Origin of the sequence: Microbacterium hydrocarbonoxydans (genome assembly GCF_900105205.1) — a bacterium.
Classification (GTDB): Bacteria; Actinomycetota; Actinomycetes; order Actinomycetales; family Microbacteriaceae; genus Microbacterium; species Microbacterium hydrocarbonoxydans.
Map to the genome: position 1 here is coordinate 517,265 of NZ_FNSQ01000005.1, position 14,064 is coordinate 531,328.

11 protein-coding genes are annotated in these 14,064 nt (G+C 67.9%); 10 read left to right on the forward strand and 1 reads right to left on the reverse strand.

The features are described from left to right. Positions 1-64 precede the first annotated feature (64 nt). From BLW44_RS02825 to BLW44_RS02850, 6 genes are all read left to right on the forward strand, one after another. Positions 65-1,219: a DUF4185 domain-containing protein gene (locus tag BLW44_RS02825; RefSeq protein ID WP_060927849.1), complete on the forward strand. Its 1,155-nt coding sequence runs from the start codon at positions 65-67 to the stop codon at positions 1,217-1,219. A gap of 149 nt (positions 1,220-1,368) precedes the next feature. Then, on the forward strand, positions 1,369-2,736 hold the full coding sequence (locus tag BLW44_RS02830) for an ABC transporter substrate-binding protein (protein ID WP_060927848.1): 1,368 nt from the start codon (positions 1,369-1,371) through the stop codon (positions 2,734-2,736). Positions 2,737-2,818: 82 nt separating this feature from the next. Continuing rightward, positions 2,819-3,745, forward strand: coding sequence for a carbohydrate ABC transporter permease (locus tag BLW44_RS02835; protein WP_060927847.1), 927 nt, complete (start codon positions 2,819-2,821; stop codon positions 3,743-3,745). 1 nt (position 3,746) lies between these two features. Then, on the forward strand, positions 3,747-4,640 hold the full coding sequence (locus BLW44_RS02840; protein ID WP_060927846.1) for a carbohydrate ABC transporter permease: 894 nt from the start codon (positions 3,747-3,749) through the stop codon (positions 4,638-4,640). Positions 4,641-4,700: 60 nt separating this feature from the next. After that, positions 4,701-5,621 carry a DUF2599 domain-containing protein gene (locus BLW44_RS02845; protein WP_060927845.1) on the forward strand — a complete coding sequence of 307 codons (921 nt, stop codon included), beginning with the start codon at positions 4,701-4,703 and terminating at the stop codon, positions 5,619-5,621. Between the two features lie 9 nt (positions 5,622-5,630). Beyond that, positions 5,631-5,846 (forward strand): hypothetical protein, encoded by a 216-nt coding sequence (locus tag BLW44_RS02850; protein ID WP_060927844.1) that lies wholly within the window; start codon positions 5,631-5,633, stop codon positions 5,844-5,846. A 126-nt stretch (positions 5,847-5,972) separates the two neighbouring features. On the opposite strand, the gene BLW44_RS02855 is transcribed toward BLW44_RS02850, so the two are convergent. Beyond that, positions 5,973-7,094, reverse strand: a complete 1,122-nt coding sequence (locus tag BLW44_RS02855; RefSeq protein ID WP_060927843.1) for a glycoside hydrolase family 172 protein — start codon at positions 7,092-7,094, stop codon at positions 5,973-5,975. A gap of 104 nt (positions 7,095-7,198) precedes the next feature. Between BLW44_RS02855 and BLW44_RS02860 the strand changes: the two genes are divergently transcribed. The 4 genes from BLW44_RS02860 (at position 7,199) to BLW44_RS02875 (ending at position 14,056) form a co-directional block, all read left to right on the forward strand. Then, positions 7,199-8,185, forward strand: a complete 987-nt coding sequence (locus tag BLW44_RS02860) for a LacI family DNA-binding transcriptional regulator (RefSeq protein WP_060927842.1) — start codon at positions 7,199-7,201, stop codon at positions 8,183-8,185. Between the two features lie 158 nt (positions 8,186-8,343). Beyond that, on the forward strand, positions 8,344-9,837 hold the full coding sequence (locus BLW44_RS02865; protein ID WP_060927841.1) for an FGGY-family carbohydrate kinase: 1,494 nt from the start codon (positions 8,344-8,346) through the stop codon (positions 9,835-9,837). Next, complete coding sequence (locus BLW44_RS02870) at positions 9,834-12,425, forward strand: GH116 family glycosyl hydrolase (protein ID WP_060927840.1); 2,592 nt, start codon at positions 9,834-9,836, stop codon at positions 12,423-12,425. Before BLW44_RS02865 ends, BLW44_RS02870 begins: the two co-directional genes overlap by 4 nt. Beyond that, positions 12,422-14,056 carry a fucose isomerase gene (locus tag BLW44_RS02875; protein ID WP_060927839.1) on the forward strand — a complete coding sequence of 545 codons (1,635 nt, stop codon included), beginning with the start codon at positions 12,422-12,424 and terminating at the stop codon, positions 14,054-14,056. The genes BLW44_RS02870 and BLW44_RS02875 overlap by 4 nt, the downstream gene beginning before the upstream one ends. Positions 14,057-14,064 lie beyond the last annotated feature (8 nt).

Consider the following 14,064-nt stretch of genomic DNA (forward strand, 5'->3'; position numbering starts at 1 on the left):
CTGGCTTCTTGAAATCGATTTCGCTAGATTCGGGGTGACCGCAGACCGCTGATCGAGGAGGATCATGCCCCGTGTCCCGTCTTCATCCCGCCGCGCCATCGCCCTCGCGGCATCCGCTGCGCTCGTCCTCGCCCTCGCGGGATGCACGGGCGGCGACGCCGTGAGCATCGACATCGACCAGGACAGGCCTTTCGTGCTGGAGGGCGTCTCCGGCCTCACCGAGATCGCCCAGCTGACCGGTCCCGACGCCATGAACGACACTGCGGCGGTGTCGGTGGCCGGCACCGATCTGGGGTCGATGACCAATGTGGGCGACCGCACGTACTTCTTCTTCGGCGACACCTTCGGGGAGCGCGACCCCGAGTCGATCGGCGGGCAGGGCGGGTTCTGGCGCTCGAACGTGGCCGCCTGGACCACCGACGACGACCCCTCGGACGGGATCGAGTTCGAGGGATGGGTGGAGGACGACATCGGCCTCGCCGGCGCCCTGATCGAGGGGGATCACGACGCCAACGGCGCCGAGGGGGAGGTCACCAAGATCCCCACCTACGGGTTCGCGATCGGCGAGACGATCTACGTCTCGTACATGTCGGTGCGCTTCTGGGGAGAGCCGGGGGCCTGGGATGCCAACCATGCCGCGCTGATCGTGTCGCGTGACGACGGCGCGACCTGGTCACCCGTGGAGGGCGTCGAGTGGCCGGGCGACTCGAACTTCGTCCAGGTCGCGACCGCCGAAGTCACCGACGGCGGGGAGGGCTGGATCTACTTCTGGTCCATCCCGTCCGGACGGTTCGGCGGCGTGCAGCTCATGCGCGTGCCGGCGACGGAGGAGGCCGTCGAGGATCAGTCCGCGTACTCGTACTTCGCGGGCGTCGATGGGGAGACCCCGCAGTGGAGTTCGGACATGGCCGACGCCGAGACGATCGTCGAGGGCACGATCGGCGAGCTGTCGGTGATGTGGTCGACCTACCTCGAGCGATGGATCATGACCTATTCGGATGCCGGCAGCGCCTACATCCGAGAGGGGATCACCCCGTGGGGGCCGTGGGGCGAGCCGATCGAGCTCGTGTCCGGCAGTGAGTACGAGGGGCTGTACTCGCCGTACCTCAACCCCCGCTATGTCACGGAGGGTGGGCGGCGCATCCACTTCGCACTCTCGCTCTGGGGGCCGTACAACGTGTTCTGGTTCTCGGCCGATCTGGACCGCGTCGGCGGATGATGCCCGGTTCGATCTCTTGCGCATGAAATCGATTTCGCATACTCTGGCGCATACCCGGTCACCGTCGATCGTCTGGCACGGCCGGTGATCTTCAGCAGCCCGAGCACACAGCAGCGACTCGATGACGAGTCCGTTCCTGAGGAGGAACCATGACAATCACCACACGCACACGCAGGGCGGCGGTCACCGCCGTCGGCGTGCTGACGGTCGGAGCGATGCTCGCGGCCTGCGGATCCGGCACCCCCGGCGAATCCGCCGGAGGCGACGGCGGAGAGGGCGGCGTCACGACCGTGCAGTTCTGGCACCGCACCTTCACCCCCGTCGAGAACGAGTGGTACGCCGACATCGTCAAGAAGTTCAACGCGTCGCAGGACGAGATCAAGGTCGTCGACACCGAGGTCCCCGCCGACGCCTGGGATCAGAAGATGAAGGCCGCGCAGGCCGCGGGCAAGGCGCCCGACATCTACACGAGCTCGGCCAACCTGCTCGATCTCGTCAACGCCGGCTCGGTGCACGAGCTCGACTCGATCGTCTCCGAGGATGCGCTCGGCGAGATCCTCGACAACGCGAAGTCGATCTCGGAGGTCGACGGCACGCACTACGCCTACCCGCTGCTGCTCGAGCCGCAGACGGTGCTGTTCTGGAACACCGACATGCTCGACGCGGCAGGTGTGGACTCCTCGAGCGCTCCCGAGACGTGGGACGACCTGCTCGACGCCTGCGCGAAGATCCAGCCGACACTCTCGGACGGCCAGTACTGCATCTCGCCGGCGCAGGATGCCGTGACCTTCGCCTGGTCGACGGTCGGTCAGCAGTACAACTTCGCCGGCCACCTGGCCCTGAGCGACGACTGGACCGCCCCCGACATCGACAACGACGAGTACCGCTCGCTGATGGAGCAGTACAAGGAGCTGTGGGACAAGGGATACATGCCCAAGCAGCCCCTCGCTGCCTATGTCGCGGGCGAGGACTTCGGCCAGCAGAAGGTCGCCTTCAAGGTCTCGGGCTCGTGGATGATGTCCGAGATCGGCTCGGACTACCCCGACCTGCTGAGCAAGACGGGCGTGGGTGCGTTCCCGAGCTCCTCGGATGCCGACGGCCGCACCGCCACGACCATGGGCAACTTCACGTGGGTGGTCGATGCGAAGAGCAAGAACCCGGATGCCGCCGGCGAGTTCCTCTCCTGGGCGATCGCCGGTGACCCCGAGAACCTCGTGCCGTTCTTCGTGGACACCCAGTTCACCAAGGTGCCGGTCCGTCAGTCGGTGCAGGACGCCGTCGCCGAGAGCGAAGAGGCCGCGGACGCGCCGTGGTCGAGCGTCATCGTCGACGACATCGCCCCCGACGCCATCGCCGGCGCGACCTACCCGTGGGACGTCAACCTCGCCGTCGGCACCGCGATGGAGTCGGTCATGAAGGGATCGGCCTCCGTGGACGATGCCATCAAGACCGCGACCGCGGCGATCCAGACCGTGATCGACCGCGACGGACTGCCGGACAAGGCGCCGAAGAACTGACCGTGTCGACCGTGCGGGGGCGGGCATGTCCGCCCCCGCACGGTGACGCGACCGACATCACCGACATCACGACGAGGTGGAAATGGCCAGTCAGGCTGTGCAGGAGCGCCGGGAGATCCGGCTGAGACAGAATCGCTACCGCTATCGCGACAACAGGACGGCCTACTGGTTCCTGCTGCCGGTGGTGGTGCTGCTGGGGATCTTCGTGATCTGGCCGGCGGTGTACGCGGGGTATCTGTCCTTCCAGGACTGGAGCTTCTACAAGGATCCGGAGTTCGTCGGCATCCGCAACTACTCCAACGTCCTCAAAGATCCGCTGTTCCTCGCCACCATCGGACGAGGATTCGCGTTCGTGCTCCTCACGGTGCCGGTGATGCTCGTGCTCGCGTTCCTCTTCGCCAGCCTCGTCGTCGCGGTGTCGCGTCGCGCAGCCAGCATCCTCAAGGTCAGCATCTACATCCCGACGATCATCTCCGCCGTGATCGCGTCGATCATCTTCGTGCTCATCTACAACTACTCCGGCGGGCTGCTCAACGCCTTCCTGGGTACGTTCGGCATCGAGCCCATCGCCTGGATCGGCGACCCGAAGTGGGCGCTGATCGCCATCGCCGTGCCGGCCATCTGGCTCGGCATGGGGCTGACCTCCCTAATCATGGTCGCCGCGATGGTCGACATCCCGGCCGAGTACTACGAGGCGGCCGCGATGGAGGGCGCCAACTGGTGGCAGAAGACCTCGTACATCACCCTCCCGCAGATGAAGAACGTGGTGCTGTACCTGCTCATCACCGGGTTCGTCGCCGCGATCCAGCAGTTCGAGCTGCCTCTCGTGATGACCCAGGGCGGTCCGCTGGACTCGACCACACTGCCCAACCTCTTCATCTTCAACCACTTCCGCAACGACGTGAACGTGGGCTATTCGATCGCGGCCGCGCTGCTGCTGTTCGTCGTGCTCGGCACGATCTCGGCCCTGGTGTTCAAGTTCGTCAACTCCGAGAGGCTGGTGGACTGAGATGGCCGTCATCCAGGAGACCACTCGTATCGTGCTCGCCGGCAAGGAGCCGAGGTCGCCGCGCGTCCCGCGCAGCACCGGCGGCTGGCTGGTGCTCGTCGGCAAGACCATCGTGGGCGCGCTCTTCGTCGTCGCCTCGCTGTTCCCGCTCGCGTGGATGGTGATCGCCGGATTCAAGTCGAAGACCGAGGTCGTCGAGACGCCCTTCCAGTTCTTCCCCGAGGTCTGGCTCTGGCAGAACTACGCCCAGATCCTGGCGGACCCGACATTCCTCCGCACGCTCATCTGGACGTTCTTCGGTGCCGTCCTGTTCACCGTCGGCAGCCTCGCGGTCAACTCGCTGGCGGCCTACGCGTTCGCCAGACTCGACTTCCGGTTCAAGGGCGTGATCTGGACCGTCGTGATCACGACCATGTTCATCCCCGGGATGACGATCCTGCTCACGAGCTTCATCGTCGTGACGCGGCTGTCGATGCTCGACACCCTGGCCGTGCTCGTGATCCCCGGGCTCGCGAGCGCCGGGATGGTCTTCTTCATCCGGCAGTTCTATCTGAACATCCCCAAGAGCCTCGAGGAGGCGGCGATGCTCGACGGCTGCGGTCGCTTCGGGATCTTCCTGCGGATCTTCCTGCCGCTGTCCAAGCCGCCGTTCGTCGTGATGGGCATCACCGCGTTCCTCGCGTACTGGAACTCCTACGTGTGGCCCATCCTCACCATCACCTCGCCGGAGCGGTTCGTGCTGCAGCAGTACCTCGCGACCTTCCGCTCCGAGCGCTCGACCGAGCTGGGACTCCTGATGGCCGGGTCGGTGCTGGCGGCCGCGCCGGTGATCATCCTGTTCCTGATCTTCCAGCGCCAGATCATCGGCAACATCAAGATGGCGGGACTCAAATAACACCCATGCGGTAGCGCTCCAGGTCTGCCATCTGGCGCCGTGTGTCCCCCGAAATTGGCCATGGCGGCTGCAGTAGGTCTGGCCGCGTCGTCATTCGGTGCGGTTGCCGCTCACGCGGACAGCAGCGAGGAGCCTGATGCCGCGACTTTCGTAACGCAGATCGTTCCGGAGGCTCTCGCCTCCACGGCTCCTCTCAACGCATCGGCGGAAGGGCTCGAGGCACACGTGGGAGATGTGGACGTGGCGATTCCTTATGGTGCGACCGAGCCGATTCAGCTGGTGTCCGACGGAGCCGAGATCTCTGTAGGGATCGATGCGGCCGTGTCGGGCGCATCGCTCGCAGTGGGAGGTCATGCGGCTGCTTTCGCCCACGCAGATGGGGACGCATCCGTGGTGAACCTGAATGATGATGGCAGCCTGCGGATCACGTCGGTGCTCCAATCCGCTCAGAGTCAGGACTCCTTCTCCTACACCTACACGGGCGTGGACCTCGTGCTGTTTCAGGACGGCGGGGTGGTCGGGTACGACGAAAGCGGCGCGGTGCAGCTGGTCGTCGACCTCCCGTGGGCATTCGACGCCTCAGGAGCCCCTGTGCCGACGTGGTACGAGCTGGACGGGAACGTTCTGACCCAGGTGGTTGACCACTCCTCGGGTTCTTTCCAGTACCCGATCGTCGCGGATCCGACCAACTATGGCGGTAACACGATGTACAAGAACATCTCCGCAGCCGCGGATCCCGCCGGCGGAGACAGGGTCTCGGTGACCGTCGGGACCTACAACTTCAGCCGTGCCAGCGACAGCGCCATCTGGGAGTCGTACAAGAGCCTGGTGCCCTCCAAGTACGAAGCCGAGACGATGAGGAAGCAGCTGATCTGTCATGCGAGGAATATCGGCGCCGTCAAGAACCCCTGGAATCTGGAGACTCGTCGTCCCAACGTGAGCTACGCGGACTTTGTTCTCAACCTTTGCAACCCCAACTAGGCTGCGACCATGATGACTCGAAAAGCCGCCTACCTCATCGCGGCAGGGGCAGGGCTCCTCGTTGCTGTCTCCGTCGCCGTGTACATCTTCACGCTCGGGGTCCTCGCCGACTCCTCGACCGAAAGCGTTGTTCTCCCCATCTGGGCCGTCGTTCTTGGGGTGGCCGCAGTCATCGTTTTCCTCGTGTTCCTGATCAAGTGGGGGCTCCTCCGCACCCGATCATGAACCACCGACACATCTGAGAAGGGCCCGCACGGAAACTCGCGCGGGTCCTTCTCATCCTCGCTTCTACCCTCGGTCGGCGCTCCGTTCCTCCCGGCCGTGGATCGAACGGCTGAGCGCCTCGGACGATCAGCGCGGAGGGGTCGCTCCCAGGTCGGGCACCGGAGCGGTTCCTAGGTGCACCTCCAGGTCGTCGGCCGAGGGCGTCCTTGGTCGACGTGCGGTCGGGCGATCGAGGTAGAACACGGCCGTCGAGGCGATGTCGTCACGCAGCGGCAGGTAGCGCCATCCGCTCCGCCAGCCGAGGGCCTGGATGTCGACCTTCGGGATCCCGGTCGAGAAGTGGATCGGGTCGAGGAGGTGCCAGCGGTACATCCCGAAACGCTGCTGGCTCACATACAGTCCGTCGGGCTTGATGACCTGCGGCATGCCCAGGTAGGGCGTGGAGAACTGGGTGTATCCGCTGCCGGGGATGTCGAAGTTCCAGGCGCCGCCGAAGTAGTCCTCGGTGCCGGTGCCGGCGATCGTGGGGTAATCGCTGTCGTCGTCGAGGTAGAACTTGATCTCGCCCTCGCCCCACCAGCCGTTCGAGTTGACGCCCCACGCGATGTAGGTGCCGACGTACTGGCCCTGCCCCTCGATGCCCTCGAGGATGACGTGCGGGGTCAGCTCCTCGAGCGGGTTCGATCGCCGCCACTGCGCGTGGAAGTAGGCGTCGTTCGAGTGGTCGCCCCCGATCTCGTAGGTCACCTGGTAGTAGATGCGCACGTCGACGACCGAGGTGTTCTCGATGGTCAGGCGGGCGCCGTCCTTGAACGGCATCGGCCAGTAAGAGTTGAAGCCGCCGTGCGGGTTCGCGGCGATCGTCTGCGAGTTCACCTGAGCGAACACGCCCCACCCGTTGCAGAAGAAGTCGCCGTACGGCACCTCGACCGCGGGTTCCTCGGCGCCGTCCCAGTACGCGCGCAGCAGGAGCGTGCGCCAGTTGTCGGTGTGCGTCGTGATCCAGATGTGCGTGATCTTGCCCGCACCCTCGATCTTCGCGAGGTCGAAGGTCTCGCCGGCCTTCACATCGACGCTGGGGGAGATCTTCCAGCCGGGGCCGAGGTCACGGGCGCAGGAGGCCCCGGTACCCTCGGTCGCCCGGCCTCCGCCCCCAGCGGATCCGTCGAAGTTCTCGGGGGAGATGGAGCGGGTCTGCACGGGTCGCAGCGCTGCGAGGCTCGCCAGATCGGAGGGTGCGTAAGTCATGGGCGCTAATGTAATCGATTTCAGAACGAAGCGCCAGAGATCAAGGGTGGGCGCGATACTGTTACTTCAGATCCGGCGCAGCCGGACGAGGCAGTGAGGTTCGAATGGCCACGATCTACGACGTCGCGGAGCTGGCGAAGGTCTCTCCCGCCACCGTGTCGCGCGTCTTCAACGGCACGAGCGTGTCGGAGGACAAGGTCGCCGCCGTGCGCGACGCCGCGGCGAAGCTCAACTTCACGCCGAATCGCACGGCCAGGACCCTGCGACGTCAGAGCTCCGAGGTCATCGCGCTCGTGATCCCCGACATCGAGAACCCGTACTTCACCGAGATGGCGCGAGGCGTCGAGGACGTCGCCTCGGAGGCCGGATACTCGGTCGTCCTGTGCAATTCCGACGCCCAGGTCGAGAAGGAGGCGACGTATCTGCGGATCGCGATCGCCGAGCACATGTCGGGCATCATCATCGCGACGGCGGATGAGAACTCCAACCTCGACAGCATCCTCGCCACCGGACGTCCCGTCGTGGCCGTCGACCGCAGCACGACCTACGACATCGACGGCGTCGTGATGGCGAACAGGGCGGCTGGCACCTCGGCCGCCAAGGACCTGCTCGACGCCGGGTACCGGCGTATCGCCTACATCGGCGGGCCCGAGCACATCGACACGGCGGCCGAGCGCGCCGCAGGATGGCGCGCGGCGCTGAGCGCCGCCCGCCCCGAGCTCGACCTCGACGAGCTCGAGCGCTTCGCGACCTTCCGCGTCGACGGCGGACGTGCGGCGATGGAGGAGCTGCTCGCGCTCCCCGAACCGCCGGATGCCGTGGTGGCCGGCAACAACCTCATCGGCGTCGGAGCGATCCAGGTGCTCACCGAGCGCGGCCTCACGCCCCCGCAGGTGGGCGTCGCGGTGATCGGCTCGCTGCCGTTCACGACGCTGTCGCCCACCGCGGTGACCGTCGTGCGACTGCCGGCGCGGCACATGGGCGTGACGGCGGCGCGGATGCTGCTGGACCGCATCGGCGGCGACGCCCAGCCCTCGCGCACCGTGGTGCTGCGCAACGAGATCCAGCCCGCGAGCGCCGTCCGGAGCTGACCCGCCGCGCGAGGTCGCTCCGCCCTTCCCGGCGTCCGGGCAGCCCGCGATCGGCATCCGCAGGAAACCTGCGTACAGCTCCTTGCGCCGTGAAATCGATTTCGCGTACAGTTGCGAGAGATTTCAGAATCACGGGCATCGGTTTCAAGGAGGACGCCATGCGCTGCACCCTCGGGGTGGACATCGGCACATCCAGCAGCAAGGGCGTGCTCGTCGACGCGACCGGCGCGATCGTCGCCTCGGCGACGAGAGCGCACCGGGTCAGCCGTCCGCGCACCGGCTGGGTGGAGATGGATGCCGACGTCTGGTGGGAGGAGTTCACGCAGCTCTCCCGCGAGCTCCTCGCCGCTGCCCCGGAGGCGCAGGTCGCCGGCGTCGGCGTGAGCGGGATGGGGCCGTGCATCCTGCTCGCGGATGCCGACGATCGACCCGTCCGCGAGGCGATCCTGTACGGGGTCGACACTCGCGCCGGCGACCAGATCGAGCGCCTGACCGCCGAGCTCGGCGAGGACGAGATCGTCAGGGTGGGAGGCTCCTCGCTCACCTCTCAGGCGGGTGGCCCGAAGATCGTCTGGATCGCCGACGAGGAGCCGACGGCCTGGTCGCGCGCCGAACGGCTGTTCATGCCGGCTTCGTGGCTCGTGCGTCGACTCACGGGCGCGTACGTGCTCGACCACCAGTCCGCGAGCCAGGTCTCACCGCTCTACGACATCGACCGCGAAGCCTGGCACGACGAGTGGTGGCAGCGCTACGCGCCGACGATCGCCCAGCCGGAGCTGCGCTGGGCGGGCGACATCGCCGGAGCCGTCACCGCGGACGCGGCGGCAGCCACCGGCATACCCATCGGCACCCCGGTCATCACGGGCACGATCGACGCCTGGGCCGAGGCGGTGAGCGTCGGCGCGCACGGAACCGGTGACCTCATGCTGATGTACGGCACGACGATGTTCCTCGTCGCCACGGGCTCCGAGACGCTGCGCAGCCCCTCGATGTGGACGACGGCCGGCGCCTTCGCCGGCACCCGCAATCTGGCGGGAGGTCTGTCGACCTCGGGTGCCCTCACGGCATGGCTCGCCGATCTGACCGGCGCCGACTACGGGCAGCTTCTCGCCGAGGCGGTCGAGTCCGGCGCGGGTGCGCGCGGACTGCTGATGCTGCCGTACTTCGCGGGCGAGCGCACGCCCATCCAGGACCCGAATGCTCGGGGCGTCATCGCCGGACTCACCCTCGCGCACACCAGAGGTGACCTGTATCGGGCGGCCCTCGAGGCCACGGCGCTCGGCGTGCGGCACAACGTCGAGACGATGCGCGCGGCCGGAGCCGACATCCGTCGCATCGTCGCGGTGGGGGGCGGCACCCAGGGCGCACTCTGGCTGCAGGTGGTCTCGGACGTCACGGGGCTCGTGCAGCAGGTGCCGGAGACGACCTTGGGGGCGAGCTACGGCGCCGCGTTCCTCGCCGCGAAGGCGACCGCCGAGCACGGCGACGCACCGGCGATCGAGGACTGGAACCCCGTCGCCCGGACGATCACGCCCGACCCGGGGGCGCGCGCCCGCTACGACGCACTGTTCGACCGCTACCTGCGCCTGTACGACGCCACCGCGACGGTGTCGCATGAGCTCGCCGCCGACCAGAGAGGAGCTGCCGCATGACGCGTCGCGCCCCCGGCATCCCGCACACCTCGCAGGCCACCGCCTTCCCGCTCGGCGGCATCGGCACCGGCAACGTCTCGATCGGCGCGCGGGGGGAGTTGCGCGACTGGGAGCTGGAGAACCTGCCGGACAAGGGCAGACGGAACCCGCACTCGTTCTTCGCGATCCATGCCGCCCCCGCCGGGGGCTCGCCCGTGACGCGCGTGCTCGAGGCCCGCCTGACCGGGCGTCACGACGCGGATGCGGGGTACGCCTTCGACCAGCTCGCCGGGCTCCCTCGTCTCGCCGGGGCGACCCTGCACGGCGAGTACCCCGTGGTCGACGTCGACTTCGACGACGACGTGCTTCCCGTCGACGTCTCGCTGCACGCGTTCACTCCGCTGGTGCCGCTCGACGCCGACGCATCCGGCATCCCCACCGCGGTGCTGCGCTACCGCGTCACCAATCCCGCCGACGTGCCGATGACGGTCACGATCGTCGGGAGCGTCTCGCACACGGCCGGTCGAGGGACGCCCGGCCCTGACGCGCCGTGGGGGATGCGCGCGACCCAGACGGTGCGCTGGCGCGACGACGGTGACGTGCGCGGCCTCGACTTCGGCATCGACCTGCCCGACGACGACCCCGGCTACGGCACGCTCAGCCTCACCACGACGGATGCCGCGACCACCGTCAAGCCCCAGTGGGTGACCAGCTACTGGCCGGACGGGGCTCGCCTGTTCTGGGACGACCTCACAGCCGACGGCCTGCTGCAGGCGGAGCCGCGACTGACTCTCGAGGACCGCCCGCGCGGGCTGTTCGCCGAGCTCGATGCAGACCCGGACGCCGCCCCGCTGACCGAGGAGGAGATGCTCGCGAAGCTCCCGCGACTGCGCACCGGATCGCTCGGGCTCGTGCACGAGATCGCGCCGGGGGAGAGCCGGGACTTCGAGTTCGTGCTGTCCTGGGGCTTCCCGAACCGGCGGCGCGGATGGCACGGGCACATCGTGTTCGCCGACCCGCCGGGCGACGAGATCGTCCACAACCACTACGCGACGCTCTGGCCGGATGCCTGGGCCGCCGCGCGGCACCTGCATGCGAACCTCGACGAGCTCGAGCGCTCGACGGATGCATTCGTGGACGCCCTCTACGGGGGGAGTCTGGATCCGGTGCTCGCGGATGCGATCGGCGCGAACATCGCCGCGGCGCGCTCGACCACCGGCTTCGTCCTCGATTCGCCCACGCCCGAGCTCGGAGAAGGACCGGTGTTCGCCGCCTGGGAAGGATCCTTCGACCACGGCGGGTCCTGCGAGGGCACCTGCACGCACGTGTGGTCGTACGCGCAGACGCTCGCGTGGCTCTTCCCCACGCTCGAGCGCAGCGCGCGGCGGGCCGAGTACCTGCTGGAGACCGACGACGAGGGCGCGCAGAAGTTCCGCGGCAACCGCATCTTCGGCGGGCCGTCGTGGTTCATGGGCCCCGCCGTCGACGGGCAGCTCGGCACCCTGCTGCGACTGCATCGCGAATGGCGGTTCAGCGGCGACGACGCGTTCCTGCGCGAGCTCTGGCCCGCTGCCTCCCGCACGCTCGACTACGCGATCCGCGAGTGGGACCGCGACGGTGACGGGCTGCTCGACGGCGAGATGCACAACACCTACGACATCGAGTTCCACGGCGCGGAGCCCCTCGCGAACGGCGTGTACCTCGCCGCTCTCCGGGCCGGGGCGCGGATGGCGCGCCATCTCGGTGAGACGGAACGCGCGACGGCGTGGGATCGGCGGGCCGACCACGTCGCCGCCGCGATCGACGAGACGCTGTGGAACGGCGAGTACTACCGGCAGGTCATCGACGACCCTGATGCGCACCGTTACCAGTACGGCGACGGCGTGCTCTCCGACCAGCTGCTCGGGCAGTTCCACGCGTACCTCAACGGGCTCGGCAGCATCCTTCCCGCCGAGCGCGTCGAGTCCGCGCTGACGGCGATCGTCGCGCACAACTTCCGAGATGACCTCACCGCCCACGAGAGCACGCAGCGCGTCTACGCGCTGAACGACGAGGCCGGGCTCCTGCTCGCCTCCTGGCCGCACGGCGGGCGTCCGAGCATCCCGTTCGTCTACTCCGACGAGGTGTGGACGGGGGTGGAGCACCAGGTCGCCGCCTCTCTGCTGTTCGCCGGGCGGACGGAGGAGGCGCTGCGCATCGAACGTGCCGTGCGATCCCGATACGACGGGACCCACCGCAACCCCTGGAACGAGATCGAGTGCGGCAATCACTACGCGCGCTCCCTCGCCTCCTGGGCGCTGCTGCTCGGCGCGAGCGGTGCGCAGTGGGATGCACCGACCGGCGTCCTCTCCTTCGCCCCGGCATCCGAGGGCGCCTTCCGCAGTCTGTTCACCACGGGCACGGGGTGGGGGCGCGTCGAGATCGATGGCGACTGCCTGACGCTCCGTCTCGACGGCGGCACGCTCGACGTCGACGACCTCCAGCTGCGCGGCCGGAGCCTCGGCCGCGGCATCCGACTCCGAGCGGGCGAGACGCAGCTCTTCCCGCCCGACACCACCACGACCATCCGACCGACCAGCACCACCCGCACCAGCGAAGAGGCATCATGAGCACCTACACCCTCCCGGCACAGGCATCCCGTCCGGCATCCGCACCCCGGACCGCCTACCTGATCGCATCCGGCGACCTCCGCGAGGCCGCGAACACCGGCGGCTGGCCGGTGCAGGTCGAACTCGAGGCGGGTGTCACCGGCGTCTTCGCCGACCTCGGCTGGACCGTGATCCGCGCCAACGACGTCGACCCCGAGACAGGGCACGGCTTCATCTCCAGTCAGCGCATGGGTCTCGAGGTCTTCAAGAACATCCCCACGGATGCCCCGCTGATCGTCGCCGAGGCCGTGTGGCAGTACTCGCACCACGTGCTCGCCGGACTCCGCACGCATGAGGGGCCGATCCTCACGGTCGCGAACTTCGCCGGGGACTGGCCGGGACTCGTCGGGCTCCTCGGGCTCAACGCGGGGCTGACGAAGATGAACAAGCCCTACTCGACGATCTGGTCGGTCGATTTCACGGACGACTGGTTCACCGCCGGCATCAGGGAGTGGACCGAGACCGGCTCGATCACGCATGACGCCTCGCACGTGCGCCCGCTGCCGGCACTGCCGGACAGCCCCGAGAAGGCGCTAGGGGAGGCGCTCGCCGCGGAGCTGCTCGCGGAGAAGGCCATCATCGGCGTGTTCGACGAGGGCTGCATGGGCATGTACAACGCCATCTTCGACGACGAGCTGCTCAACGGCACCGGCATCTACAAGGAGCGGTTGTCGCAGTCGGCTCTCTACGCCGAGATGCTGAACGTGACGGAGGAAGAGGCGGATGCCGCCTACGACTGGCTGATCGAGCGCGGCATGACGTTCCGCTACGGCGAGGATGCCGTGACCGAGCTGACCCGAGAGCAGGTGCAGTGGCAGCTGAAGATGTACATCGCGGCGCTGCGGATCGCCGACGACTTCGGCCTCGACGCCGTCGGCATCCAGTATCAGCAGGGCCTCAAGGACCTGGTGCCGGCATCGGACCTCGCCGAGGGCATCCTCAACTCGACGGAGCGGCCGCCGGTGACCTCGCGCGACGGCTCGCGGGTGCTGCACGAGGGTCGTGCCTTCCCGCACTTCAACGAGGCCGACGAGGGGGTCGCGGTCGACGCCCTGGTGACCGACCGCGTCTGGCGGGCGATGGGACTCGTGCCGGACAACACCCTCCACGACGTGCGCTGGGGCGAGGACTACGACGGGCAGTTCGTCTGGGTCTACGAGATCTCGGGCTCGGTGCCCGCCTCGCATCTCGGCGGGTGGCAGAACGCCGAGGGCTGGCGACAGGGCCACGTCTTCTTCCCCGCGGGAGGCGCCACGATCAACGGCGTCTCGAAGCCGGGCGAGATCGTGCTCTCGCGTGTGTTCATCGCCGACGGCATCCTGCAGGCCGACATCTTCCGCGCCTCCGTGGTCGAGCTGCCGGAAGAGGAGACGCAGCGACGCAAGGACGCCACGAACCCGGAGTGGCCGATCGCGCACGTCGTGCTGCACGGCGTCTCCCGCGACCAGTTCATGGCCAGGCACAAGGCGAATCACGCCCAGCTGGTCTACGCGCCCGACGCCGAGACCGCGGACAAGGCTCTGATCGCGAAGGCCGCGATGTTCGCCGGCATGGGGATCCGGGTCAACCTCGTCGGAGACGTGAACGTCTGAGCGGAGGG

Bases quoted from the DNA above. Each gene is read 5' to 3' on its own strand.
- BLW44_RS02835 (WP_060927847.1), top strand. From the start codon at position 2,819: ATGGCCAGTCAGGCTGTGCAGGAGCGCCGGGAGATCCGGCTGAGACAG.
- BLW44_RS02875 (WP_060927839.1), top strand. From the start codon at position 12,422: ATGAGCACCTACACCCTCCCGGCACAGGCATCCCGTCCGGCATCCGCA.
- BLW44_RS02860 (WP_060927842.1), top strand. From the start codon at position 7,199: ATGGCCACGATCTACGACGTCGCGGAGCTGGCGAAGGTCTCTCCCGCC.
- BLW44_RS02870 (WP_060927840.1), top strand. From the start codon at position 9,834: ATGACGCGTCGCGCCCCCGGCATCCCGCACACCTCGCAGGCCACCGCC.
- BLW44_RS02830 (WP_060927848.1), top strand. From the start codon at position 1,369: ATGACAATCACCACACGCACACGCAGGGCGGCGGTCACCGCCGTCGGC.
- BLW44_RS02855 (WP_060927843.1), bottom strand. From the start codon at position 7,094: ATGACTTACGCACCCTCCGATCTGGCGAGCCTCGCAGCGCTGCGACCC.
- BLW44_RS02845 (WP_060927845.1), top strand. From the start codon at position 4,701: ATGGCGGCTGCAGTAGGTCTGGCCGCGTCGTCATTCGGTGCGGTTGCC.
- BLW44_RS02840 (WP_060927846.1), top strand. From the start codon at position 3,747: ATGGCCGTCATCCAGGAGACCACTCGTATCGTGCTCGCCGGCAAGGAG.
- BLW44_RS02825 (WP_060927849.1), top strand. From the start codon at position 65: ATGCCCCGTGTCCCGTCTTCATCCCGCCGCGCCATCGCCCTCGCGGCA.
- BLW44_RS02850 (WP_060927844.1), top strand. From the start codon at position 5,631: ATGATGACTCGAAAAGCCGCCTACCTCATCGCGGCAGGGGCAGGGCTC.
- BLW44_RS02865 (WP_060927841.1), top strand. From the start codon at position 8,344: ATGCGCTGCACCCTCGGGGTGGACATCGGCACATCCAGCAGCAAGGGC.